Here is a 25441-nt window from a genome sequence, read left to right on the forward strand (position 1 = left end):
CTGTCGCCCTTTTTTTCAGTCCCCGCCCGCACAGCAGGCGAAAGGAAATATCTTGTCCACTCCGCCCCGTGAGAAAGTCATACAATTTCTGAAATTCGGCGTTGTTGGCTTGCTGGGGCTGTGCTGGGACACGACCACCGTGTACTCCCTGCGGCCATTCGTGGGGCTGACGATCGCGACGCTTGCGGCCTATTTCATCGCCGCGTCCATCAACTGGCTGATCAACCGGCTGTGGACATTCCGTGGCGCAGGCAACCAGCACCATTTCATCATCCAGTGGCTGCGTTTCCTGGCCGGTAATTCACTGGGCTTTTTCCTGAACCGGGGCTGCGTGTTCACGCTGTTCCATGTCTCGCCGGTCTTCAAGGCCTATCCCGTGCTGGCGCTCGCGGCGGGGGCCGTGACGGGCATGATGGCGAACTTCCATATCAGCCGGAAGCTTGTTTTCAACGCCACCCATGCCGCCCCACGCCAGAGCGCGACAATCCTGCCGTTTCAGCCCGAACGCGCGGTCGCCCAGAATGCGGTCTCCAGCCGGACGGATGTTGCGAATTCCCGCACCAAGGCTGGATAACGCGCCTGCGCGCCACAGGCCGCGCCAACCTTTTCCAGCCTGTGGATGCCCTCTTCCACCAGTTCCGTATATTCCGCGCCGCCATACAGCGCGATCCATGACCAGTAGGGATTCCCTTCGCGCTTCGTGGCCGGGTCCGCGTGCAGCCGCGCGCCAAGTTCCGCATAGCCGATCAGGCACGGGGCCATTGTCACCAGCAGGTCAAGCAGGTCGCCCGTCTGGGCGCGGTCGAGTATAAAGCGGCTATAGGCAAGTAATTCGAGCGATTCCTCCGCCTGTTCCAGTGCTGTTTCATCTATTCCCCAGCCCGCGCAATACGCCACATGCATAGACAGTTCGGTATTGAGTATGCCCGACAGCAGATGGGCGGCATGGCGCATACCCGTTACCGTATCGGCCTTGTGCACTGCCAGCGCGCATGCCCGGGTATACTGGATCAGGTACAGGTAGTCCTGGATAAGGAAGTTCCTGAACGCTTCCGGCGCCAGCGTGCCATCACCCACGCTCCTGACAAAGGGGTGGCGCACGAACTCCATCCACTGCGCCATGCAGTCATTGCGCAACCGCCCCGCCAGCCCCTGTGTCAGGAGGGGCCAGTCCCGTTCCGCCTGCCATTCGTGCATCCTGTATCCCTTTTTGCTCACGCAGCCGGACCGTCGCGCACCGGCCATATGGCAGAACACGCATGTTCGTACTTCCGGTCTGGTGCTAGCTGCGCTAGGTGAATGAATCCGGTTTTATATCTATATCTTCAATACAGGATCGTCTGTCTCCCGCCATGCCCACAACAAACGACATTCGTGCCACCTTCCTCGACTATTTTGCCGGGAATGGGCATCAGATCGTGCCGTCCTCGTCCCTGGTGCCGCACAACGATCCGACACTGCTGTTTACCAATGCTGGTATGGTGCAGTTCAAGAACGTGTTCACCGGGCAGGAAACACGCCCCTACTCCCGCGCCACCACGGCCCAGAAGGTGGTCCGCGCGGGCGGCAAGCACAACGACCTGGACAATGTGGGCTACACCGCCCGGCATCACACCTTTTTCGAGATGATGGGCAACTTCTCGTTCGGGGACTATTTCAAGGCGGAAGCGATCGAGCTGGCCTGGAACCTGGTCACCGGCACCTTCGGCCTGCCCAAGGACCGGCTGCTGACCACCGTCTATGCCGATGACGAGGAAGCGGCTTCCCTGTGGCGCAAGATCGCCGGGCTGTCCGATGACCGGATCATCCGCATCCCCACATCGGACAATTTCTGGCGCATGGGTGACACCGGCCCCTGCGGCCCGTGTTCCGAGATATTCTACGACCACGGCCCCGAAGTGGCAGGCGGCCCGCCCGGCTCCCCCGATGAGGATGGCGACAGGTTCACCGAGATCTGGAACCTCGTGTTCATGCAGTATTTCGAAAACCCGCCCGGCACGCGCTCGCCCCTGCCGCGCCCGTCCATTGACACCGGGCTGGGGCTGGAGCGTTTCGCCGCCATCCTGCAGGGCAAGCGGGACAATTATGACATTGATACCTTCCGCGCCCTGATCCTCGCCTCGGCCGAGGTCACGGGACAGGACCCCGATGGCCCGTTCAACGCCAGCCACCGGGTGGTGGCCGACCACCTGCGTTCCACCTCGTTCCTGATTGCCGATGGCGTGCTGCCCTCCAAGGACGGGCGGGGCTACGTGCTGCGCCGCATCATGCGCCGCGCCATGCGCCACCTGCACATGATGGGCACGACGGAACCGACCTTCTACCGCCTCGTCCCCGCGCTGATCCGCCAGATGGGCGAAGCCTATCCCGAACTGGTGCATGCCCGTGCGCTGATCGAGGAGACGATGAAGGGCGAGGAAGAACGCTTCAAGGCGATGCTCGACCGCGGCCTGTCGCTGCTGGCGGACGAGACGGAGCGGCTGGGCGATGGCGCGCCCCTGCCGGGCGATGTCGCGTTCAAGCTGTACGACACCTTCGGCTTCCCGCTTGACCTGACGCAGGACGCCCTGCGTGGCAGCAGCCATGACGTGGACGTGGCCGGCTTCAACGAGGCCATGGACGTGCAACGCAAGCGCGCGCGCGCCGCATGGAGCGGATCGGGCGACAGCGCGACCGAAACCGTATGGTTCGAAGCCCGCGACACCTTCGGCGCGACCGAGTTCCTGGGCTACACCACCGAAACCTCGGATGCCGAGGTCCAGACGGTCATCGTCGATAACGCGCAGGTTGAAGCAGCCGGTCCCGGCACCAAGGTGGCGCTGCTGCTGAACCAGACCCCCTTCTATGGCGAAAGCGGCGGCCAGGTGGGTGACACCGGCACCATCACCGCGCCCGGCCTGCACATTGCCGTAACCGATACGCAGAAGAAGCTGGGCGACCTGATCGTGCATTACGGCACGGTCATCGAAGGCACGATCCGCCCCGGCATGGCGGTCACCGCACAGGTTGACCATGACCGCCGCAGCGCCATCCGCGCGCATCATTCCGCCACCCACCTGCTGCATGAGGCCCTGCGCCGCCGCCTGGGCGCGCATGTGACCCAGAAGGGCAGCCTGAACGCGCCCGACCGCCTGCGCTTTGACGTAAGCCAGCCGCGCCCCATCACGCCCGAGGAACTGGCCAGCATCGAGGCCGAGGTCAACGCCCGCATCCGTGAAAACACGGAAGTGACCACGCGCCACATGACCCCGGAAGAAGCCATCGAGAACGGGGCCATGGCCCTGTTTGGCGAGAAGTACGGCGATGAGGTGCGCGTGGTCTCCATGGGCGCACCGGAAGAAGGCCGCGCGGGCTGGTCGATCGAACTGTGCGGTGGCACCCATGTGCGCCGCACGGGTGATATCGGCCTGTTCCGCATCACATCGGAAAGCGGTGTCTCGTCTGGCGTGCGCCGTATCGAGGCGGTGACGGGCCGCGCGGCTGAAAACACGACCATCGCCACGGAGGAGCGTCTGCTCCAGATGGCCGCGATGCTGCGCGTTCCCCCCGCCGAGGCCCCGGAGCGCCTTGCCGTGCTGCTGGATGAGCGCAAGGTCATGGAACGCCAGATCTCGGACCTGCAGCGCAAGCTGGCCTCGGGCACGCAGGCGGCCACGACGGTGGAAGACATCAACGGCATCAAGCTCGATGCCCGCAATGTGGGTGAACTGCCGCCCAAGGAACTCAAGCCGCTGGCGGATTCCCTGCGCACCGAACTCGGCTCCGGCGTGGTTGCCCTGATTTCCACCGCCGATGGCAAGGGCAGCATCGTGGTCGCCGCCACCCCTGACCTGGCGGAGCGGGTCGATGCGGTGGCGCTGGTGCGCGCGGCAAGTGCTGCCATGGATGGCAAGGGCGGCGGTGGCCGCCGTGACATGGCGCAGGCGGGCGGCCCGGATATTGGCAAGGTCGATGCCGCTCTGGCCGCCGTGCGCGACGCGCTGCGGCAGGTGGCCACGGCCTGACGCGGCCCCGCTCCACCAACTCCGGCAACCTGCAACGGCGCGACCTGTTCGCGCCGTTGTGCTGTACGCATGGTTGCCAGCAAATACTTCAATACAGAAAGTGAATATTTATTAACTATATTGCGGTTACATAGTATTTCCATTATACGCGATTAAGAAACATTTGTGGCCAGCATGTGTTTCCATGATATAGATGGAAAAGTTTCAGACCGGACCACCAGGCGCCACGCCAGTTCCGCCATGCAGCGTGGCTGCCTTTCCTCATGTCTGGCTGTTCAGGTGACAGGATTTTACGATGGCCGATACCAATACTGCCCGGGATACCCTCATTGACCTCCTGCGCGGTGTAGAGCGCTTCAATACAGAAGTCTTTCCCCAGAACAGGGAACTGTTCGCCAGCCTGGCCGAAAGCCAGTCGCCCGATACGCTGTTCATTGCCTGCGCCGACAGCCGCGTAAACCCCAGCATGATTACCCAGACCCAGCCGGGCGACCTGTTCGTGCTGCGCAACATCGGCAATATCGTGCCTGCGTACGGGGAGATGCTGGGTGGCGTGTCATCCGCCATTGAATATGCGGTCAGCGCGCTCAAGGTCTCGCACATCATCGTATGCGGCCATTCCAACTGCGGCGCGATGCAGGCCCTGCTGGACCCGGACACGAGCAAGCTGAGCAGCATGCCCACGGTGGCAAGCTGGCTGCGCAATGCCGAGGCCGCGCGCGCCGTGCTGGAAGCATCGGATGCGGGACCGGCCAGCGTGCGCAGCCTGTCCGAGCAGAACGTCCAGCTCCAGATCGCCCACCTGCGCACACATCCCGCCGTGGCGGCAGGGGTTGCCCGTGGCACCCTGACGTTGCAGGGATGGTTCTATGATATCGCAAGCGGGGAAGTCGTGGTGCTGGACGAGACTTCGCGCAGGTTCATCCATGTGGATGAAGCCATCGCGGCACTCCAGCAGGCCAGAAGTTCGGCCACGGCCTGATACCCCAGGCAGGCCGTGGCGGGGGCCACTATGCCTGCTTCTTGTCCTGACCCTGCCCGCCGGTGCCGCGCACGCGGCGGGCAGCCTTAAACTTTCCACATGGAATCTCGACTGGCTGACAGTCCGTGCGCAGGGTGACGCCGCCCTTCCCGCCGATGTCATGCCACGCACAACCGGGGAGATGGACCGGCTGGCGCAGTACGCCCATGCCCTTGCCCCCGATATTGCAGCACTTGAGGAAATTGACAGCGCGGACCTTGCCGCCCGGCTGTTTCCCGCCCCGGCCTATCACATCATCATCTCGGGCGATCAGGTGGTGCAGAAAGTCGCAGTCGCCATCCGTTCCGGGCTTCAGATCGAACGTTATCCCGATGTCACGGCGCTGGATGTCTATCCGCCCGACGCCCCGCGCCACCTGCGTTCGGGGCTGGACCTGAGCGTTGGCACGGGCGCGGACAGGCTGCGGCTGCTTGTCGTCCATCTCAAGGCCGGATGCCGCGATTCCGGCCCGCGTGAGCGCAAACCCGCCTGCCGCACGCTGTTACGGCAGATGGCGGTCATTCAGGACTGGATCATGGAACGACAGGATGAGGGGGAAGCCTTTGCCGTGCTGGGCGACTTCAACCGCCTGCTGGCCCCTGATGACCCCGCCCTGCGCACGCTGGCGGAAAACGGGCCGCTGACCCTTGCCACCGCGGACCATGCCAGCCCCTGCGCGCAGGGCAGTTATTTCATCGACCATATCATTCTGGGCGGGGCCGCGCGCGGCTGGCTGCAACCGGACAGCCTGCGCGTCATGCTCTACCGCGCTGATGCGGCAACAACGCGCCTGTCCGATCACTGCCCGGTCTCGGTAAGGCTGTTGCTTCCCTGAAATGCCCCGATACAGGCAGGGGAGCAGGATTATTCCGGCCAGATACCCGAGGCATGCATGGCGCTCCATCCCACGACCAGCACGCCCATCACGAACAGCACCGCGCCCATCAACTGGAGTGTATCCTTATAGGGCCGGAGCACGTCCGCCATGCTGGCCATCGCACCTTCCGGCGTGGTGGCGACCGCATCATCGGGCGAGGCCACAACGCGCGTCTGGGCCGCAGGCACCGGGCCGGGATCGGGCACATCGGTTGAGGCCTGGGCGGCTTCAGCCTGCTGCGCGACTTCGTGCGTCACCTCATCAGGATGCGCCACGCCATCGGGAGCGGGGGACTGGGCTGCCGCCACGCTATCCTGATCGGGGGTATTGGTCATGACGCTGTTACTCCTGCTTTACCCGACTCTGTGCCATATGTCTGTCAGTTCGGCAAAAAACCGGACTACAGATAGACCATTCCGGGCCAGACCACCACAGGCCCGATACAGCGGGAAAGCGTATGCGGGCACCGAAACTGACACGCCGCCATGGCATGGCTACCCTGCTGGGCGGGCTGCTGGCCACCAGCCTGCCACGCCACGGCCGAGCACGCGCACCCCTGCGCATTGGCATGATCGGGTCGGGGCATGTCGGCGGCACGCTGGGCGGGTTGTGGATCAGGGCGGGGCATCAGGTCATGTTTTCCGCCCTTGACCTGCGCGAAGCACAGGAACGGGCTGGCGGGTTTTCATCCCCCCTCGCCCTGGCGGGAAGTACGCGGGAAGCCGCGCAGTCTGGTGATGTCGTCGTGCTGGCGGTGCCTTATGGCGCACTCCCACAGCTTGGCCATGCCATCGGCCCGCTGCTGGGCAACAGGCCACTGATTGATGCCACCAATCCCTACCCATGGCGGGATGGCAGGATCGGCCGCCAAGCCCAGCGCGACGGGGCGGGAGTGACCACGCAGGCGCTGTTTCCCGGGGCGGCACTGGTCAGGGCCTTCAATTCCGAGGACATGACCACGCTGGCCGCGCAGAGCAATCGCCCGCCCCCGCGCATGGCGCTGCCCATGGCCGGGAATGTCACGCAGGCGCTGTACGCCACCGGCTGGCTGATCCATGATGCGGGCTTCGACCCCGTCATGGCGGGGCCGCTATCGCGCGCGAACCTGTTCCAGCCCGGCGGCCCCGCGTTCGAGGCGCGCATGACCGCCGATGAACTGCGCGCCGTGCTGGATGTCAGCGCAGACGAGCCGGTAGGCCGCACGCTGGCTGCTCAGTTCTCCGGCGGCAGGTAGGCCGCCTGGCGCAGGGCCAGGCCGAACTGGATCCAGCCAATGCCCGCCGCGATCAGTTCAACGGCAATGAACGTGCCGATCAGCCACAGCCCCGACCACGGCAGCGTGATATACAGGCATATCCCCACCAGCAGGCTGATCACACCGCCCAGCAGGATCAGCCACCAGCCCTGCAGCCCGCGCTGCTGGAACGCCATGATGACGCGCCCGATGCCCGACACCACAAGGCAGGCCGCGATGAACAGGGTAATGACCATGGAGCCGGTGGCCGGTTCCTCCATCATCATCGCGCCCGCGAGGATGTACAGCCCGCCACCCAGTATGGACATGAGCCTGCCGCTCCAGTCCCGCACGGCAAAGGCATGCGCGAGCTGCAGCGAGCCCGCTATGAACAGCAGCACGCCAAACAGGATCGTGCTGGCCATCGAGACGACCAGCGCATCCGCCCATGCCATGAACCCGAGCACGAGCGAGACGACGCCCAGCCCGACAAACAGCTCCCAGCGCTGCGTTAATGGCGTTTCCATGCGCAAAGACCCTTTATCTGTTTATCATGATGGAAAAATTCATCCGCCTGCGCTTCATAACAGGTGGGCTGGCCTGTGCGATACAGGCTTTCGGCACCCTGCCTGTTCACCGCAATGATTGACACGGACCCCGCAGTACTTCTATACGCGCCCGACTGCCGGGAACGTGGACGATACGGCTGGTGCCCATGGGTGATTGCTCCCCGGCGCCAGTAATACGTGGCGCGCCCGTCCTGTTCATGGGGAACAGGACCTACCGGTGCAACAACATGGCGCGTGCCCGCACGGGCCATGCAGATGAATGAAGTGAAAGCGCGATATGAGCAAGCGCCTCGAGAGCAAATATAAAATCAACCGCCGCCTTGGCGTGAACCTGTGGGGCCGTGCGAAGTCCCCGGTCAACAAGCGCGAATACGGCCCCGGCCAGCATGGCCAGCGCCGCAAGCAGAAGCCCTCCGACTTCTCCGTGCAGCTGATGGCCAAGCAGAAGCTGAAGGGCTACTACGGCAACATCGGCGAAAAGCAGTTCCGCAAGTACTATGACGAGGCCGTCCGCCGCAAGGGCGATACCTCCGAGAACCTGATCGACCTGCTGGAACGCCGGCTGGATGCGGTTGTCTACCGCATGAAGTTCGCGATCACCCCGTTCGCGGCACGCCAGTTCATCAGCCACGGCCACATCACGGTCAACGGCCGCAAGGTCAACATCCCCTCCTTCCTGGTACGTGACGGTGATGTGATCGAGGTGCGTGAGAAGTCCAAGCAGCTCGCCATCGTGCTCGATGCGGCCCAGAGCGGCGAACGCGACGTTCCGGAATACATGGAAGTCGATCATCGCCAGATGAAGGGCACGTTCCTGCGCTCCGCCAAGCTGTCGGACGTTCCCTATCCGGTCCAGATGGAACCGAACCTGGTCATCGAATTCTACTCTCGCTGATCTGGTCCCGGAACCGGGCAGACGTGACGCCGGGCGTGGGGCTGTGTCCCCGCGTCCGGCGTCCGCGTTTCTGGCCCCTGCCTGGTTCCTCTGCCTTGCCGCCGGGCCAGCCGCAGGAATGGACACGCTCGTGAACGCCCCCGCAGCCGATACCTCGCTTGCCGCCGAAATTACCCGCCGGCGCACATTCGCCATCATCTCGCACCCTGATGCGGGCAAGACCACGCTGACCGAGCGCATCCTGCGCGCGGGCGGCGCGATCCAGATGGCGGGCAATGTCCGGGCCAAGGGTGAGCGGCGGCGCACGCGCTCGGACTGGATGGGCATCGAGCGTGACCGTGGCATCTCGGTCGTGACCTCGGTCATGACGTTCGAATATGGCGGCTGCATCTTCAACCTGCTCGACACGCCGGGCCATGAAGACTTCTCGGAAGATACCTACCGCACGCTGACGGCGGTGGACGCCGCCGTGATGGTGATCGACGCCGCCAAGGGCATCGAGGCACGCACGCGCAAGCTGTTCGAGATCTGCCGCCTGCGCGACATCCCCATCGTGACCTTCATCAACAAGATGGACCGCGAATCGCAGGACCCGTTTGCCCTGCTTGATGAAATCTCGTCCTCCCTGGCGCTGGACACGGCACCGGCCACATGGCCCGTGGGGCGGGCGGCGCAGTTTGTCGGCACCTATGACCTGCGCAGCCGTGAGCTGCATGTCAGCGAGGAACTGGACCAGTCCGACCCGCGCATGGTCCAGCTTGGCGAGGAACTGGAACTGGTGGAGGCGGCGCTGCCCCAGTTCGACCGTGAAAGTTTCAATGCGGGTCATCTCACACCGGTCTTCTTCGGGAGTGCGATGAAGGAAATCGGCGTGACCGACCTGCTGGACGCGCTGGCCGCCTTTGGCCCGCCGCCGCGCGACCAGGCGACCGAGACCCGCAATGTCCGCGCCGATGAACCCGCGCTCACCGCGCTGGTGTTCAAGATCCAGGCGAACATGGACCCCAACCACCGCGACCGCATGGCGTTCGCCCGCATCTGTTCGGGCAAGCTGCAGCGTGGCATGCGGCTCAAGCATGTGCGCATTGGCAAGCAGTTCGCGCTCCATACCCCGCAGTTCTTCTTCGCCCGTGACCGCCAGCTTGCCGAGGAAGCCTTTGCGGGGGACGTGGTGGGCATTCCCAACCACGGCACGCTGCGCATTGGTGACACGCTGACCGAAGGCGAGGACCTGCGCTTTACCGGCGTGCCCTACTTCGCGCCCGAAATCCTGCGCCGCGTGCGGCTGGATGACGCGATGAAGGCCAAGAAGCTGCGCCAGGCCCTGACCGAACTGGCTGAGGAAGGCGTGGTCCAGCTTTTCCGCCCGCAGGATGGCGCGCCGCCCATCGTGGGCGTGGTGGGCACGCTCCAGCTTGATGTGCTGCAATCCCGGCTCAAGGGTGAATATGGCGTGGCCATCGGCTTTGAATCGACGCCGTACAACCTTGCCCGCTGGGTCACCGGCCCGCGTGACAAGCTGGAGACGTTCTGCATGGCCAACCGTTCGGCCATGGCGGACGATATTGATGGTGACCCGGTCTTCCTCGCATCCTCACCGTTCATGATGCGCCGCACGGCGGAAGGGAACCCCGACCTCGCCTTCCATGACATCAAGCAGATCGGGCAGGAAATCGGCTGAATACGCGGCGGCGGCCCGCCGGGGGCCGCCATGCCCATCCGGCCACTACGGGAGACACAGATGAAGCCTTGCGTCCCACCGGCTGTCTGTCGCATCTAGACGCATCATGCCCGATACACAGCCCCGCCTGCACCTGCACGACAGCAGGACACGCAGCACCGTTCCCTTCGTTCCGCTCGACCCGCTGAACGTTCGCGTCTATTACTGCGGTCCCACGGTCTATGATCTGGCGCATATCGGCAACCTGCGCGCCATGCTGACCGCGGACGTGCTGGTGCGCCTGCTGCGCCACCTGTACCCCCACGTGACCTATGTGCGAAACATCACGGACGTGGATGACAAGATCAACGCCCGCGCGCTGGCCAATAGCGAATCCATAGCGGAGCTTACGGCACGCACCATCCGTGATTTCCATGATGACCTGGCCGCCGTATCCATCCTGCCGCCCGATGTGGAGCCACGCGCGACCCACCATATCGGTGAAATGCAGGACATGATCCACCGCCTGATCAAAAGCGGACATGCCTATGAGGCCGAGGGGCATGTGCTGTTCGCGGTGGGTACCTACGATTCCTATGGCGCGCTGTCAGGCCGCAGCCCCGATGACCTGATTGCGGGCGCGCGGGTGGAGGTCGCCCCCTACAAGCGCGACCCCGGTGATTTCGTGCTGTGGAAGCCATCGGACGACCAGACGCCGGGCTGGGACAGCCCGTGGGGCCGTGGGCGGCCGGGCTGGCATATCGAATGTTCGGCCATGTCACACCGTTATCTGGGCGAAAGTTTTGACATCCATGGCGGCGGGTCGGACCTTCTGTTCCCCCACCATGAAAACGAACGCGCACAGAGTATGTGCTGCCACCCGCACGGACGTTTCGCCGCGCATTGGGTGCATAACGCCATGTTGCTGGTGAACGGGGAGAAGATGTCGAAATCCCTCGGCAACTTCCTGACCGTGCGCGACGTGCTGCGCGACACCCCGGCGGAAGCACTGCGCCTGCTGCTGCTGCGTGCACAGTACCGCTCGGTCCTGAACTTCACGCAGGCCGGGCTGGACGAGGCCCGCCAGATGCTGGACCGCTTCTACCGCGCGCTGGAACACCTGCCCGAACAGCCCGCTCCCCTGCCCCCGCCGCCCGATGGCTTCGTGTCCATGCTGTGCGATGACCTGAACACGCCCCGCGCGCTGGCGGAAATGCACGCGCTGGCCGATGCGGCGCTGGGTGGCGATACGCTGGCCGCACGCCAGCTCAAGGCGGCGGGCAACCTGATCGGCCTGCTGCATGACACGCCCGAGCAGTGGTTCCGTGGCCGCAGCACGGTAGATGCTGGCGCCATCGAGGCCCTGATTGCCGAGCGTCTGGCCGCCCGCAAGGCGCGTGACTTCGGCCGGGCCGACGCCATACGCAATGAACTGGCGGCGCAGGGCATCATACTTGAAGACGGCCCGCAGGGTACGACATGGAGGCAGGCATGACCGGACGTGATGGCGGGGCGGATATCGGCCCCATCGGCAACAGTCCGGTCGTCATCCTCGTGCGGCCCCAGATGGCCGAGAACATCGGCACCACCGCGCGCGCCATGGCCAATGGCGGGCTGTTTCACATGCGCCTTGTCGCCCCGCGTGACGGCTGGCCGCTGGAACGCGCATGGCGCAGCGCATCAGGGGCCGACCGCATACTCGAATCCGCCACCGTGTTCGATACGGTGGATGACGCGGTGGCCGACCTGCATCATGTCTTCGCCACCTGCCCGCGCCCGCGCCATATCGTCAAGTCGGTCCTGACCGCGCGCGGCGGGGCGGCCGAACTGCGTGAGATGACGGGACGCGGGCTGAAGGTGGGCCTGATGTTCGGCCCCGAACGCGCCGGTCTGGACAACGAGGACATGGCCCGCGCCGACGCCCTGATCCGCTACCCGCTCAACCCCGCCTTCATGTCGCTCAATCTGGCGCAGGCGGTCATGATCATGGCCTATGAATGGTGGATGGCGCAGGACGACACGCCGCCGCGCACCCTCATGACCAATGAGACGCATGTGGCAACCCGGGGCGAGCTGGACAATTTCATGCGCCACCTCATCACCGATCTGGATGACTGCGGCTTCCTGCGCAATGAGCAGAAGCGCGCGGGCATGGTGCGCAACCTGCGGCACTTCTTCCTGCGTGGCGAGGTGACGGAACAGGAACTGCGCACGCTGCACGGCGTGGTGACCGAACTCTCACGCGGGCGCAAGGCGCGGCAGGCAGGCGACAGGTAAACACCTGCCCACAGAGCATTGCGCCAGTCATGATGAAGTTTTTGGTGAAGCTTTTTGAAAAAAGGCGGCACCCAAAAACTTCCATGTTCATCAACTGAAAAAGGCCCGGTCTGGAACCGGGCCTTTTTTCATGTCAGCGCGATACGATCCGCAGCCGCCCGGCTACGCGCTCGCGCCCCATGAGCGGGAGCAGCTCACGCATTTCCGGCCCGCTATCCTCACCCGTCAGGGCAAGGCGCAGGGGATGATACAGCGCGCGCCCGGTGCGGCCCGTGGCCTCACGCACGGTGATGGTCCATGTCTTCCATGTCGTGTCGTCCCACGGTTCGGCGGGCAGGCATTCAAGCGCCTGAAGCAGGAAGGGTGTGTCCTGCGCGTCCATTACCGGCGGCACGATCTCGCCCGCCACCACGTCCCACCACAGGCGCAGTTCACTGGCCATGTCCACATTGCCGCGCACGGCGTGCCAGAAGGCCTCGGTCGCGCCCTCGGGCAGGCGGGTGCGGATTTCCTCAAACGGCATGGCCTGCATGATGCGCCGGTTCAGCCCCAGCAACTGCCGCATGTCAAAGCGCGCGGCAGAGCGTGAGACGCGGCCGAGGTCGTAATGCGCAGCCAGTTCATCGAACGAAAGCGGGGCCGGGTCATCCGCGCTGCCAAGGCGGGCAAGATAGGATACCACGGCGGAGGGTTCGATCCCGTCCTGCCTGAGCGCGCGAATCGACAGCCCATCAAAACGCTTTGACAGCTTGCCCCCGCCCTCATCGAGCAGAAGCGGCAGATGCGCGAAGGTAAAGCGGTTGCGTTTCGCGCCCAGCGCCTCGGCAATGTCGATCTGCACGCCGGTATTGGTCACGTGGTCCTCACCACGGATGACGTGGGTGATGCCCAGTTCCATGTCATCCACGACCGAGGCCAGCGTGTACAGCACCGTGCCATCGGCGCGCACCAGCACCGGGTCGGAAATGGCGGGCAGCTTCACACGAGACGGCCCCATGACAAGGTCGTTCCATTCCACCGTGCGGTGGTCCGACAGGCGGAAGCGCCAGTACGGCACCTTGCCATTGGCTTCGGCCTGTGCGCGCTGCTGAGGCGTCATGCGCAGCATCGCCCGGTCATAGATGGGGGGCTTGCGCATGCGGATGCGCGCCTCACGCTTGGAGGCGAGTTCCTGCTCGCTCTCGAAGCACGGGTAAAGCCGCCCGCTGGCCTTCAGATGCTCAATGGCCAGCGCGTAGCGGTCCAGCCGGTCCGACTGGCGGACATATTCGTCCCACTCAATGCCCAGCCAGCGCAGGTCATCCTGAAGGGCCTGCACGTATTCCTCTTTCGAGCGGCCCCTGTCGGTATCATCAATCCGCAGCAGGAAACGCGCGCCGTTGTGGCGGGCAAACAGGGCATTGGCAATGGCCTGACGCGCATTGCCAACATGGATCAGCCCGGTCGGGCTGGGCGCAAAACGGAGTTTCATGCCCCCTATATGCGGCGATCACGCCCGAAACGCCAGAGAGCATCCACCCGGCAATGCGCGATGGGCGCGAACTCAGTCCTCCGCGTCGTCATCATCCGCGCGGCGGGGGTCGAAGGCGCGCCAGTCACGCTCCATGGGTGTTGCGGCATGGGCCGCGAAATCGTCCAGTTCATTGGCCGAACGCCAGCCCATGTCACCGGCTTCGAGCACCTCGGCATCCTCCCCGAAGGAGAACCATGCCTTGAGCACCTCGGCAGGGGAAAGGCCGGCCATGCGGCAGCGCTCGATACTGTCGCGCACATAGGCGCGCGCGAAGGCGTTGGCCTGTATCAGGTCGGGAAAGCCGCCCACTTCCTCCACGATATTGTCCTCGGCGCCGCCTGACAGATCCAGAATCCGCACGCGCCACCCCTCCGCAGGGGCAAAAATGGTCTCTGACAAGATGAAGCCTTTCGTTATCCGCCCCACTTGGGGGCCGCATGCCTACAGGTCGCTTTTGCGGCGCAGCAGGAACTCACGCCCCACCTTGACCCGTGGCGTATCGTCATAGGCCACAATGTCTGCCGTGGCATAGGTTTCCGACCAGCGATCGGGAATGAAGGAACCGGTGCCGATTACATCGACCGGGGCGTGGGCGTCCGCCATGCTCAGGCATTTTTCCACACTGAAGCCCGATGACGCAATGATGCGGACATGGGCGAATCCGGCCTCGTCCAGCACCTCGCGCATGCGCCAGATGGCGGCGGCGGAAACCCCGGTGCCGACAAGGTAGCGCAGTTCCTTGTCCGAACGGTAGCGCCGGATGCTGCCTGGCGAGTGCCGTTCCAGCACGGCGTAGGATGATGCCGGGTCCAGCCCCTCCAGAAACCGCCCGCCATGGGTGTCGAGCCGCACGGCCAGCCGCCCGGTGGCGGCAAGTTCGGGAAAATGGCGGCAGACTTCCAGCGCGTCCGTGATCTCATGGCCGAAATAATCGACCAGCACCACCAGGTCCGTATCGGGATAGACCGCGTGGAACATCTCGGCGGCGGCGAGGGTGGAGCCAGCATAGCCCACCAGCGCGTGCGGCATGGTGCCCAGCCCGCGGGACGTGCCGAAATAATGCGCCGTGGCGTCGTTCGCCCCGCCAATGAAGCCCTGCGCGCCCTCCCTGCGGGCCGCGCTGCTCCCGACCGAGGCGGCATAGGCCATCTGGTCCTGCATGTCGAAGCCCGCGCAGTGCCGGGCCTCCATGGCCATGAAGCGCACATGCGGCAGCGCCATGGCCATCTGGTAAGCATTATGGGCCGCCACACAGGCAGGCCCCAGCAACTGGAGCACCAGCGTCTCAAGCGGCGCAAGCTGCGCGAATGACCCGGTGATGTAGGCCAGCGGTTCACCCGCGCCCACCCATGTCCCTTCGGGGAACATGACCGTACATTCGATCGTGGCCCCGGATTCGGCGGCAACGGCGTGCAGCCACTCCACCATGAGCCGTGGGGCCGAGATGACCGGGCGGCGCAGGAAGATGGCGTAAGTCACCTTCCTGTCCCCAAAGCGTTCGACAATGGCGCGCGTGCGATTGAAATAGGCATCCGTGCGGGCGGCGATCACATTGTCCGCCACCACGCGCGCTGCCATGCCCCCGCCGGGGCGCTCACCCTGGGTCATGTAACCTCCAGTTCCCCCAAGGGGTGGAACTAGAGCGCCCCACCCCCGATGCGACGCACCCGCGTCTTCAGTTCCTCGGCCAGACGGAACGCCATCTCAAGCGACTGCTCCGCATTCAGGCGCGGGTCGCAGAAGGTCTCGTAGCGTTCGCCCAGATCATCTTCCGTCAGGCGATGCGCGCCGCCAATGCATTCCGTCACATTCTGGCCGGTCATTTCGAAATGTACGCCGCCGGGGCTGGCGTCCGCAGCCTCGAACACATCGAAGAACCCGTGGATTTCGGACAGGATGGCATCGAACGAGCGTGTCTTGACGCCTGTGCTGGTGGCACTTGTGTTACCGTGCATCGGGTCACATAGCCATGTGACCGTGCGCCCCGTCGCCATCACTTTATCGAGCAGCGGCGGCAGGTGGTCACGCACCTTGCCCGCACCCATGCGCGAAATGAGGGAGATGCGGCCGGCTTCATCCTCGGGGTTGAGGATGTCGAGAAGCTGCTCCAGATCCTCGATGGTGGTGGTAGGACCGACCTTGATGCCGATGGGGTTGCGCACGCCGCGCAGGAACTCGACATGCGCGCCATCGGGCTGGCGGGTGCGGTCACCGATCCACACGAAATGGGCCGAGCAGTCATACCATTCGCCCGATGTCGAATCGATGCGGGTCAGCGCCTGCTCATAGGGCAGCAGCAGCGCCTCGTGCGAGGTGTAGAACTCGGTCTCGTCAATCTGCGGCGTGGTGGTGGCCGTCAGCCCGCACGCGGCCATGAAGTCCAGCGTCTCGCCAATGCGTTCGGCAAGCTGGCCGTACTGCTGGGCCAGCGGCGAACGCTCGACAAAGCCGAGGTTCCAGCGATGCACCTCATGCAGGTTGGCGTAACCGCCACCGGCAAAGGCGCGCAGCAGGTTCATGGTGCCGACGGACTGGAAATACCCCGTCTCCATCCGCGCGGGATCGGGCACGCGCGCGGCCTCGGTGAAGTCGGAGCCGTTGATGATGTCGCCACGGTAGGACGGCAGGGTCACGCCACCCTTCGTTTCGGTATCGGCCGAACGCGGCTTGGCGTACTGCCCCGCCATGCGCCCGATCTTGATGACCGGAACCTTGGCGCCGAAGGTCAGCACCACCGCCATCTGCAGCAGCACGCGGAAGGTGTCGCGCACGATGTCGGCCGTGAATTCACTGAAGCTTTCGGCACATGCGCCGCCCTGCAGCACGAAGGCCTGCCCGCGTGCCGCCTTGGCCAGATGGGCGCGCAGGCGGCGGGCCTCACCGGCGAAGACCAGCGGCGGGTAACGGCGCAGGCGGGCCTCTACCGCCTCAAGGGCTGTCTCGTCTGGGTATCGCGGCATCTGCCGCGCCGGAAACGACCGCCAGCTCTCCGGCGTCCAGGCCTGCCGGGAAGAACTGTTGGGGCTGTGCGTCGCACTCATGGGTCGGATCCTAATTCCTCTTGATACAAGACAATCCCCGCCCGTGGCGGGAGGGGGAGCCTTTATGTCGAAAAACACGCGGCATGGCAAAGCCTGTTCTTGGCCTGATGTGTCATTGCCCGCCGCCAGTGGGTGCCTGATGTTGCATTGTGGCCACATACGGGCTGTATCCATGCGGTTTATGGTCGCATTGGCATGGCTGTGCCCCATTATGTAAAAGGAACATGGTTGGCCTGCCGCGCCGGGACTTCCCTGCGGGAAGCGGGGTTGGCATGCTGTACTTTCAGGTAAAAGGATTACGGATCATGGCCACGTCACGTGGGAAACTCATAACCGCCCTGTCGGCAGGGCTGTGCCTGTTCAGCGTGACGGCATGGGCCGCGCCGGCAAATACAGACGACGACAACAGCCAGAACGAGGACCGGATGACCGTTCATGGCCAGCGCGGCCACCTGCCGCCGGGCTATGAGGAAGCGCCGTCCATGGAACTGAACCACGGCCCGGACCCCGACCATCTGGAGCATGTGCACCGTGATTCGGTAACGGGCACGGACCTGTCGCGCTTCGGCAGTGCTTACCAGAGCAGCGGCATCAATGGCGATGGCCAGCTTGGTGATTCCACCGGCAATGGCTGGGTCGCCCCGCGCTAGAAACGAAAAAGCCGCCCTCGACTGACATCGATGGCGGCTTTTTTCATACCGGCTTTCAGCCCGCGCTGCGGGGCGTGACACGCGTGCGGGTGCGCATGGTCACGAATTCCTCCGCCGCGGTGGGGTGGATGCCGATGGTGCGGTCCCAGTCGGCCTTCGTCAGTCGGCCCGTGACCGCAATGGCCAGCCCCTGCATGATCTCGGGCGCATCATCACCCAGCATATGGGCCCCGCGCACGACCTGGCTGGCCTGATCGACCACCAGCTTCATATAGGTCCGCTGCGCCCGCCCGCTCAGCGTATTGCGCATGGGGCGGAAGCGGCTGACATATACGTCCACATCACCGTGCTGCGCGGCTTCGGCCTCCGTCAGGCCCACGCTGGCCACCGTGGGGGTAAAGAACACCGCCTTGGGCGTGGTGTCGAAAGACCATTCGCGCGGGGGCGCGTTGCCAAACAGGCGGTCAGCCAGGATATGCCCCTCGGCAATGGCGACGGGGGTCAGGTTGAGGCGGTTGGTCACATCCCCGATGGCATAGATGCCGGGCACCGATGTCTCGCTGTTGGCATCGACAATGATGCGCCCGTTCTCCTGCGTGGCGATACCGGCCTCGATCAGGCCCAGCCCGGTAACCTTGGGGTGGCGGCCCGTGGCGAAAAACACGCAGTCGGTCACGATGCGCGTGCCGTTATCCAGCGTGACGGCAAAGGTGTCATCCTCCAGCCGGTCGATGCTGGTGGGCGATACGCCCACATGCTGGTGGATGCCGCGTGTGTCTATGGCCTCATGCAGCGCGTGGCGCAGGTCGGAATCAAAACCGCGCAGCGGCAGGTTCTGCCGGTAAACCAGATCCACCTCGGAGCCGAGGCCACGGAAGATACCGGCGAACTCCACGCCAATATAACCGCCACCCACCATACACACCCGCTGCGGCCGTTCCTTCAGATGGAACGCCTGATCGGATGAGATGGCATGCCCGATGCCCGGTATGGCGGGCATGGTGGGGGTGGAGCCGACCGCGATGACAATGCGCTCCGCCGTCACGCGCCGGGGCGCCACATGGGGCGCGAGGGGAGACGGGTCGATGCGCAAGGTATGCGCGTCCTCAATGGTGGCATGGCCGGTGAACAGGGCCACATCCGCCTTTTCCAGCATGGAGACATAAATGCTGTTGAGGCGGGTAATCTCCCGGTCCTTGGCGGCGATCAGCTCGGCCCAGTCATTATGCCCGCGCCGGGTTGTCCACCCGAAGCCGTGGCTGTCATCCACCCAGTCGCCATAATCACTGGCCTGGACCATAAGCTTCTTGGGCACGCAGCCCAGGTTGACGCAGGTGCCGCCCCAGTGCCGGCTTTCGGCCACCGCAACGCGCGCGCCATGGCCCGCGGCAATACGCGCGCAGCGCACCCCGCCGGAACCCGCACCGATTACGAACAGATCAAAATCATAACTCATGCCAGTCGCGCATCCTGTCTCGGCCGGAAGGACGGGCCAGCACACGCCATTCCGGCAGGGGACGGCAACATATTGATGCGGCCCCTGTGAAATAGGTCCCGGCCCCCCTGGTCAGGGCCGGGACACGGGCCATCAGCGTTCGGCGAACGCCTTTTCCACCACGTAAGCGCCGGGGTGGGAGTTGTTGCCCTCGTCAAAGCCGCGTTCCTGCAGCATCTTTTCCGTATCAGCCAGCATCTCCGGCGAACCGCAGATCATGACACGGTCATGCTCGGGATCGAGGGCGGGGATGTTCAGGTCGGTAAAGATCTTGCCCGTCTCGATCAGCTTGGTGATGCGATCGGTCACGGCAAAGGGCTCACGCGTGACGGCGGGGTAGTACAGCAGCTTGCCGGACACGTCCTCGCCCAGGAATTCATGCTCGGGCAGTTCGTGGCGGATATGGTTGGAGTAAGCCAGCTCCCCGGAGATACGGACCGTGTGGCTCAGGATCACGTGCTCGTAACGGTCATAGCATTCCGGGTCCTTGATCAGGCTCATGAAGGGCGCCAGACCCGTGCCGGTGGACAGGAAATACAGGTTGCGGCCCGGACGCAGGTTATCAAGCAGCAGGGTCCCCACCGGCTTGCGGCCGATCAGCACCTTGTCGCCCACCTTCACATGGCGCAGGCGCGAGGTCAGCGGGCCATCGGGCACCGCGATGGACAGGAATTCGAGGTGATCCTCGTAATTCGCGCTGGCGATGCTGTAGGCGCGCAGCAGCGGCTTGCCCTCGACCTCGATGCCGATCATCGTGAACTGGCCGTTCTCGAAGCGCAGCGCGGGGTCGCGCGTGGTGGTGAAGCTGAACAGGCGGTCCGTCCAGTGGTGAACCGACAGGACGGTTTCCGCGTTCAGGTGACCGTATTCCTTGCTCGGCGCGGCGAGGTGGAACACGCCTTCCTGCCCCTCAACGGGTGCGAGCCCCGTGAGCATGGTCTCGGAAGTGGGCATAATCAACGTATCGGACATCAGGTTATCACTCTCCCGGCTGGATGGAACACAGGCACAGGATTTCCTGAAACATGCGCCCGCCGCCACTGCATGGCTGAGGCGGGAATGTTTAGGCCATCCACAGCGTGGAATTCCAGCACAAACAAATATATCACGCGCCACGGGAAGCTGAATTCACCGCACAATGCCCATACCGGGGCGCTCATGTCACGTCACACGCGTACGATGCGGGTTTCTATTCGATGATTTCCCGTGCTGATGCAAGTACTGAGTCCATTGTCCCCACCGCCTGGATGACGCACATAGTCTGAATGACTTCTGAATTCCCTGACCGGGTCGCCCCGGCCCTGCTGGCGCTGGACGCCGCGATCGCATTCAGCGGGCTGCATGTTGAAACCCGTGAACGCCCCAAGCTGGAGCGCGTGATCGCGCGCATGCTGCAACCCGGCATGGAACGGATAGATGACGCCGCCTTCCGTTCCGCGCTGTGTACCATACGGCGCAAGCCGTGGGGCTCACGCCTGATGGACCTGACGCGCCGCGCGGGAAAGGTCTGGATAACCCGTGCCGATGCGGAGGCCGCGGCCACCACGGTGCAGGACCCCGAACCCGATGACGCCGCCCTGCTAGCCGCCCTCGCCCCGGTCGTGGCGCAGAAGCTGCGCGCCCATGGCGATACGCCGCGCGCGGCGGTGGAAAACGTACGCGCCGACCTGTTTGACGGGACGGGGCGCGTCCTCTCGCCCGCCGAACTGCGCACGCTGGCCCTTGCCGTGGCTGACGCCTTCGCCCTGCCCGACCCGGAGACCTTCGCCACCGGGCTGGAGCGTGAGGAAAGCAGCCGCAAGGACCGTGACGCCCGCATCGAGGACACGGCGCGCGCCCGACGGCGCGAGGAAGTCCAGCGCCTGCGCGCATGGGAAAAGAGCCTTGTCCCCTTCAGCGACGTGCCCGGCCTGCTGCGCTGCTCCCAGCGCGAGGCCCTGCGCTGGATTGCCGAAAACCGCCTGCCCGTCGCCCGCCGCGTGCCCCAGCCGGGCGGGCAGGAACGCTGGGAGTTCGATCCCGCCGAACTCATGGCGCTGCGCCAGAACCTGCCCCAGTGGCGCCGCGACAGCAGCGAAGGCCCGGCCCGCACGCCGCTGGCCCCCGACCTTGGCAACCGCCGCGTGGGCAATGCCGTCATCGCGCAGGTTGCCGCCCTTGACCGCTACGCCGCGCATTTCCGCACCGCGCGCGCGCTCAAGCGCCGCATCACACTGGTGACGGGGCCGACCAACAGCGGCAAGTCCCATACCGCGCTTGATGCGCTGGCGGCGGCGGAAAGCGGGCTGGCGCTGGCCCCGCTGCGCCTGCTGGCCCACGAATTCCGCGAGTCGCTGACCGCGCGCGGCGTGCCGACCTCGCTCGCCACGGGCGAGGAACGCATTGACGTGCCCGGCAGCCGCCACCTGGCCGCCACGGTGGAAATGTGCCCGCTGAACAACCCCGTGGATGTCGCCATTATTGACGAAGCCCAGATGCTGACCGACCCCGACCGGGGTGCCGCATGGACGGCGGCGATCATGGGCGCACCCGCGCGCCACCTGTTCGTGCTGGGTGCGCCGGACTGTATTCCCATGGTGCGGCGCATTGCCGAACTGTGCGGCGACCCGGTTGATGAAATCCGGCTTGAACGCAAGAGCCCGCTCGTCGCCGCCCCGCGCGCGGTAAGCGTGCATGAGCTGCAAAAACATGATGCGCTGATCGCCTTCTCCCGGCGCGAGGTGCTGGACCTGCGCGCCATGCTTCTGGCGCAGGGCAGGCGTGTGGCGGTGGTTTACGGCGCGCTCAGCCCCGAAGTCCGCCGTGCGGAGGCCCAGCGCTTCAACAGCGGTGATGCGGATATCCTGATCGCGACCGACGCTATTGGCATGGGGCTGAACCTGACCATACGCCGCGTCATCTTCGCGGCACTGCGCAAGTATGACGGCAACCAGACGCGCGACCTCAACCCGCAGGAAGTCAAGCAGATCGGCGGCCGCGCCGGGCGCTATGGCAAGCATGAACAGGGCGTTGTCGCGGTGCTGGAGGGCGTGGGCAGCCCGTCCTTCATCCACGCCATGCTGGCCGCCCCGCCGCAGCCGATCGAGGACATGCGCCCACAGGTCCAGCCCGATGCGGACATCGTGCAGGCCGTGGCGGCCGAAATCGGGTCCGACAGCCTGTTTGGCGTGCTGGTGCGCATCCGCCGCGCGGTGCTGCGGCGGGATGACCCGAATTACCGGCTGGCCAACATGGAACAGGCCTTCGCCATCGCCACGGCGCTGGAAGGGGTTGCGGACCTGACACTGGCCCAGCGCTGGGTCTATGCCATGTGCCCGGTGGATGACCGTGACAACGGCATCGAACGCCTGGTGCACTGGGCGGCGGACCATGCGGCGGGCAATGCGGTCCCGCCCCCCGGCACGGGCCGCCTGCCCGCCCCGGAACGCGCCGAGCGCACGGAACTGGAACGCGCGGAAAAGCGGCACAAGCGGCTGGTGGCATGGCGGTGGCTGGCGCTACGCTTCCCCGAGGCTTATGTCAGCCGCGACGAAGCCGAGGCCACGACCGCCCGCCTCAATGACTGGATCGAGGAAGTGCTGCGCCAGCAGAGCGTTCGCGCCCGCACGCCGCGCGCCTCCCCCTTCAGCCCCGATTCGCGGGCCAACCCGCCGGGACGGCGCAACCGTGACGCCTCGCCACAGGGCAAGCGGCCCGCGCGCAGGCGGCGCTAGTTTCCAAGGCAGGTTAAAACAAAAGGGATAAAAGTTTTTGGGTGCCGCCTTTTTTCAAAAAGGCAGCGTTCCTCGAAGCTTTTTGAAAAAAGCTTCACCAAAAACTTCTTCATGATTGGGGCAACGTGCTGAGGGCAGGCTTCAAACCTGCCCTCAAGCAATCTCAACCCGCGCGGATAACTTCCACGCCACCCATATAGGGCCGCAGCACGTCAGGCACGGTGATGCTGCCATCTTCGTTCTGGTAGTTCTCCATCACCGCAATCAGGGTGCGCCCAACCGCCAGCCCCGAACCGTTCAGCGTATGGACGAAGGCGGGCTTGCCATCCGCCGCGCGGTAGCGGGCGTTCATGCGACGGGCCTGAAAGTCGCGTGTGGTGGAGCATGACGAGATTTCGCGCCATGCCTTCTGCCCCGGCAGCCAGGCTTCCAGGTCGTATGTCCGGGCCGCGCCAAAGCCGGTATCCCCCGCGCAGAGTAGCATGCGGCGATAGGGAACACCCAGCCGCTCCAGCACCATCTCGGCACAGCGGGTCATACGTTCGAGTTCGGCGTCACTATCCTCCGGGGTGGTGATGCTGACCATCTCCACCTTCTGGAACTGGTGCTGGCGCAGCATCCCGCGCGTATCACGCCCGGCGGCCCCCGCCTCGCTCCTAAAGCAGGAAGACAGGGCGACATTGCGCCGGGGCAGTTCACCCGCAGGCAGGATCTGGCCCGCGATGCTGGCGGTCAGCGGCACCTCGGCGGTGGGGATCAGCCAGCGGCCATCTTCCGTGCGGAAGGACTGGTCAGCGAATTTGGGCAGCTTGTCAGTGCCGTACATGGCTTCGTTATTAACCAGAACGGGCACACAGGTTTCGACATAGCCATTCTCGCCCGTATGCAGGTCGAGCATGAACTGCCCCAGCGCACGTTCCATGCGCGCAAGCGGCCCGCGCAGCACCACGAAGCGCGCGCCGGACAGGCGGGACGCGGTCTCGAAATCCATGAAGCCGAGCGCTTCACCCAGTTCAAAATGCTCGCGCGGGGTGAACGCGAACTCCCGTGGCGTGCCGTGCTGATGGACCACCACATTGGCGCTTTCATCCGCGCCATCGGGCACGCCCGCGTCCAGCCGGTTGGGCAGGCGCTCCAGCGTGCCGCGGATACGGCTGTCGAGATCGTCCACCTGCGTCTGGAGTTCTTCCATACGCGCCTTGGCGCATGCCACCTCCGCCTCAAGGGCCGAGCTGTCGCCACCTGTCCTGCGCAGCGCCCCGATTTCCTTCGAGAGCTGCTTGCGGCGGGCCTGAAGTTCCTGCAGGGCGGTCTCGGCGGCACGGCGGTCACGGTCAAGCAGCAGCAGGGCAGTGGCCACGGCAGGCTCGCCGCGTCGCTTCAGGGCGGCATCAAAGCCCTCGGGATCGGCGCGGAGGGCGCGCAGGTCATGCATCAGGTGGTCTCCTCGGTTTCTTCAGGCGGATTGCGCGGCTCGACAAGGCGGGCGCAGAGAATGGAAATTTCGTACAGGCCAATCAGCGGCACGGCCAGACCGGTCTGGGTAATCACGTCCGGCGGGGTCAGGATGGCGGCGACGACAAACGCGCCCACATAGGCATAACGCCGCACCTTCGCCAGACCCTTTGATGTCACCAGCCCCACGCGCGCCAGCAGCGTCAGCACCACCGGCAGTTCGAACGCCATGCCAAAGGCCAGGATCAGCTTCATGACCAGCGACAGGTATTCCGACACCTTGGCCTGCAGTTCGATCTGCAGGCCGTCCTGCCCGTCCGCCGTCTGGAACGACAGGAAGAACTTCCACGCGGCGGGGAAGATGAAATAATAGGCCAGCGCCGCCCCTATGGCGAACATGACCGGCGTCGCCACCAAGAACGGGGCGAAGGCGCGCTTTTCACTGCGGTACAGCCCCGGCGCGATGAATATCCACGCCTGCACCGCAATCATGGGAAAGGACAGGCAGGCCGCGCCGAAAAAGGCGACCTTCATGTAGGTGAAGAAGGCCTCGTACAGCGCGGTGTAGATCAGGTGCGGCTGTTCGCCCTTCTGGCGCATGATGGCGCCCAGCGGCCGGGCTAAGAAGAAATAGATCTGTTCCGAATAATAGTAACAGACGGCAAAGCACAGCGCGAAGGTCACAAGGGACCACAGCAGCCTGCGCCGCAGCTCGACCAGATGCTCAAGCAGCGGCATGGGCTGGTCGTTGATCGAATCCTCGTTCAGGGTCCTGTCTCCTGCGTCCATCGCGTTACTGGCCCCGCCCTTCCGCCGTAACGGAGATGCGCCGCCCGCCATGGATCACCCTGACCGGCGGCAGGAAGGCGGGCGGGGTAAGGTGGGGCATCTCGGCCGCGATGCGGCGCGCGGTGCGCGGCGGCAGGAAATCGGGGGCGTCCACCGCCCCGGGCGGCGTGCTGTCCATCTCCAGCGTGTCCACCAGCGGGGGAATGTAATGGCGGGGGGGCAGCGCGCGTTCGGGCATGTCCGCCGCC

Annotated in this window: 22 protein-coding genes and 1 pseudogene; 11 read left to right on the forward strand and 12 right to left on the reverse strand. The window is 64.9% G+C overall.

Features of this window, described 5'->3' with window-relative positions:
- Positions 1 to 52 precede the first annotated feature (52 nt).
- Complete coding sequence (locus tag DY926_RS02400) at positions 53 to 574, forward strand: GtrA family protein (protein WP_116701927.1); 522 nt, start codon at positions 53 to 55, stop codon at positions 572 to 574.
- Here the strand turns inward: DY926_RS02400 and tenA are convergent.
- Positions 496 to 1197, reverse strand: coding sequence for a thiaminase II (tenA, locus tag DY926_RS02405; protein WP_116701928.1), 702 nt, complete (start codon positions 1195 to 1197; stop codon positions 496 to 498). The two genes, DY926_RS02400 and tenA, sit on opposite strands and share 79 nt — an antisense overlap.
- A 155-nt stretch (positions 1198 to 1352) precedes the next feature.
- Between tenA and alaS the strand changes: the two genes are divergently transcribed.
- The 3 genes from alaS (at position 1353) to DY926_RS02420 (ending at position 5860) form a co-directional block, all read left to right on the forward strand.
- Entirely contained in the window at positions 1353 to 4004 is a 2652-nt protein-coding gene (gene alaS, locus DY926_RS02410; protein WP_116701929.1) for an alanine--tRNA ligase, read from the forward strand.
- 295 nt (positions 4005 to 4299) lie between these two features.
- On the forward strand, positions 4300 to 4986 hold the full coding sequence (locus DY926_RS02415; protein ID WP_116701930.1) for a carbonic anhydrase: 687 nt from the start codon (positions 4300 to 4302) through the stop codon (positions 4984 to 4986).
- Positions 4937 to 5860, forward strand: a complete 924-nt coding sequence (locus DY926_RS02420; protein ID WP_116701931.1) for an endonuclease/exonuclease/phosphatase family protein — start codon at positions 4937 to 4939, stop codon at positions 5858 to 5860. The genes DY926_RS02415 and DY926_RS02420 overlap by 50 nt, the downstream gene beginning before the upstream one ends.
- Before the next feature lie 29 nt (positions 5861 to 5889).
- On the opposite strand, the gene DY926_RS02425 is transcribed toward DY926_RS02420, so the two are convergent.
- Positions 5890 to 6237 (reverse strand): hypothetical protein, encoded by a 348-nt coding sequence (locus tag DY926_RS02425; RefSeq protein ID WP_116701932.1) that lies wholly within the window; start codon positions 6235 to 6237, stop codon positions 5890 to 5892.
- Positions 6238 to 6359: 122 nt separating this feature from the next.
- On the opposite strand from DY926_RS02425, the gene DY926_RS02430 reads away from it, so the two are divergent.
- Positions 6360 to 7136 (forward strand): NADPH-dependent F420 reductase, encoded by a 777-nt coding sequence (locus DY926_RS02430; RefSeq protein WP_116701933.1) that lies wholly within the window; start codon positions 6360 to 6362, stop codon positions 7134 to 7136.
- Here DY926_RS02430 and DY926_RS02435 read toward each other — a convergent pair.
- Entirely contained in the window at positions 7115 to 7663 is a 549-nt protein-coding gene (locus DY926_RS02435; RefSeq protein ID WP_116701934.1) for an HdeD family acid-resistance protein, read from the reverse strand. The two genes, DY926_RS02430 and DY926_RS02435, sit on opposite strands and share 22 nt — an antisense overlap.
- Positions 7664 to 7982: 319 nt before the next feature.
- Here DY926_RS02435 and rpsD point away from each other — a divergent pair, with 319 nt between their 5' ends.
- From rpsD to DY926_RS02455, 4 genes are all read left to right on the forward strand, one after another.
- The gene (gene rpsD / locus DY926_RS02440) at positions 7983 to 8600 is read left to right on the forward strand and encodes a 30S ribosomal protein S4 (protein WP_102324620.1); all 618 of its coding nucleotides are present in this window, start codon (positions 7983 to 7985) and stop codon (positions 8598 to 8600) included.
- A gap of 118 nt (positions 8601 to 8718) precedes the next feature.
- The gene (locus tag DY926_RS02445) at positions 8719 to 10281 is read left to right on the forward strand and encodes a peptide chain release factor 3 (protein ID WP_116701935.1); all 1563 of its coding nucleotides are present in this window, start codon (positions 8719 to 8721) and stop codon (positions 10279 to 10281) included.
- 106 nt (positions 10282 to 10387) lie between these two features.
- A complete protein-coding gene (cysS, locus tag DY926_RS02450) occupies positions 10388 to 11755 on the forward strand; it encodes a cysteine--tRNA ligase (protein WP_116701936.1) in 1368 nt (455 codons plus the stop codon).
- Positions 11752 to 12537, forward strand: coding sequence for an RNA methyltransferase (locus tag DY926_RS02455; RefSeq protein ID WP_186336047.1), 786 nt, complete (start codon positions 11752 to 11754; stop codon positions 12535 to 12537). Before cysS ends, DY926_RS02455 begins: the two co-directional genes overlap by 4 nt.
- 133 nt (positions 12538 to 12670) lie before the next feature.
- On the opposite strand, the gene gltX is transcribed toward DY926_RS02455, so the two are convergent.
- The 4 genes from gltX to DY926_RS02475 form a co-directional block, all read right to left on the reverse strand.
- Positions 12671 to 14008: a glutamate--tRNA ligase gene (gltX, locus tag DY926_RS02460; protein WP_116701938.1), complete on the reverse strand. Its 1338-nt coding sequence runs from the start codon at positions 14006 to 14008 to the stop codon at positions 12671 to 12673.
- Positions 14009 to 14080: 72 nt separating this feature from the next.
- Entirely contained in the window at positions 14081 to 14449 is a 369-nt protein-coding gene (locus tag DY926_RS02465; protein WP_116701956.1) for a hypothetical protein, read from the reverse strand.
- A gap of 42 nt (positions 14450 to 14491) precedes the next feature.
- Complete coding sequence (locus DY926_RS02470) at positions 14492 to 15658, reverse strand: beta/alpha barrel domain-containing protein (protein ID WP_116701939.1); 1167 nt, start codon at positions 15656 to 15658, stop codon at positions 14492 to 14494.
- Positions 15659 to 15687: 29 nt separating this feature from the next.
- Positions 15688 to 17091 carry a class II 3-deoxy-7-phosphoheptulonate synthase gene (locus DY926_RS02475; protein ID WP_116701940.1) on the reverse strand — a complete coding sequence of 468 codons (1404 nt, stop codon included), beginning with the start codon at positions 17089 to 17091 and terminating at the stop codon, positions 15688 to 15690.
- Positions 17092 to 17396: 305 nt separating this feature from the next.
- Between DY926_RS02475 and DY926_RS02480 the strand changes: the two genes are divergently transcribed.
- A complete protein-coding gene (locus DY926_RS02480; protein ID WP_116701941.1) occupies positions 17397 to 17741 on the forward strand; it encodes a hypothetical protein in 345 nt (114 codons plus the stop codon).
- A 55-nt stretch (positions 17742 to 17796) separates the two neighbouring features.
- Here DY926_RS02480 and gorA read toward each other — a convergent pair whose 3' ends face one another.
- Positions 17797 to 19197 (reverse strand): glutathione-disulfide reductase, encoded by a 1401-nt coding sequence (gene gorA, locus DY926_RS02485; protein ID WP_116701942.1) that lies wholly within the window; start codon positions 19195 to 19197, stop codon positions 17797 to 17799.
- 132 nt (positions 19198 to 19329) lie between these two features.
- Positions 19330 to 20208 (reverse strand): ferredoxin--NADP reductase, encoded by an 879-nt coding sequence (locus DY926_RS02490; protein WP_116701943.1) that lies wholly within the window; start codon positions 20206 to 20208, stop codon positions 19330 to 19332.
- A gap of 293 nt (positions 20209 to 20501) precedes the next feature.
- On the opposite strand from DY926_RS02490, the gene DY926_RS02495 reads away from it, so the two are divergent.
- Positions 20502 to 22949 (forward strand): helicase-related protein, encoded by a 2448-nt coding sequence (locus tag DY926_RS02495; RefSeq protein ID WP_116701944.1) that lies wholly within the window; start codon positions 20502 to 20504, stop codon positions 22947 to 22949.
- A 163-nt stretch (positions 22950 to 23112) separates the two neighbouring features.
- Here DY926_RS02495 and serS read toward each other — a convergent pair whose 3' ends face one another.
- The 3 genes and pseudogenes from serS to DY926_RS17775 all read right to left on the reverse strand — a co-directional run.
- Positions 23113 to 24384, reverse strand: a complete 1272-nt coding sequence (gene serS, locus DY926_RS02500; protein WP_116701945.1) for a serine--tRNA ligase — start codon at positions 24382 to 24384, stop codon at positions 23113 to 23115.
- On the reverse strand, positions 24384 to 25193 hold the full coding sequence (gene tatC, locus DY926_RS02505; RefSeq protein ID WP_116701946.1) for a twin-arginine translocase subunit TatC: 810 nt from the start codon (positions 25191 to 25193) through the stop codon (positions 24384 to 24386). Before tatC ends, serS begins: the two co-directional genes overlap by 1 nt.
- 4 nt (positions 25194 to 25197) lie before the next feature.
- Positions 25198 to 25441: pseudogene (locus DY926_RS17775) on the reverse strand (Sec-independent protein translocase protein TatB); the annotation flags it as partial.

This window comes from Komagataeibacter melaceti (assembly GCF_003403295.1).
In the GTDB taxonomy this organism is placed as follows: domain Bacteria; phylum Pseudomonadota; class Alphaproteobacteria; order Acetobacterales; family Acetobacteraceae; genus Komagataeibacter; species Komagataeibacter melaceti.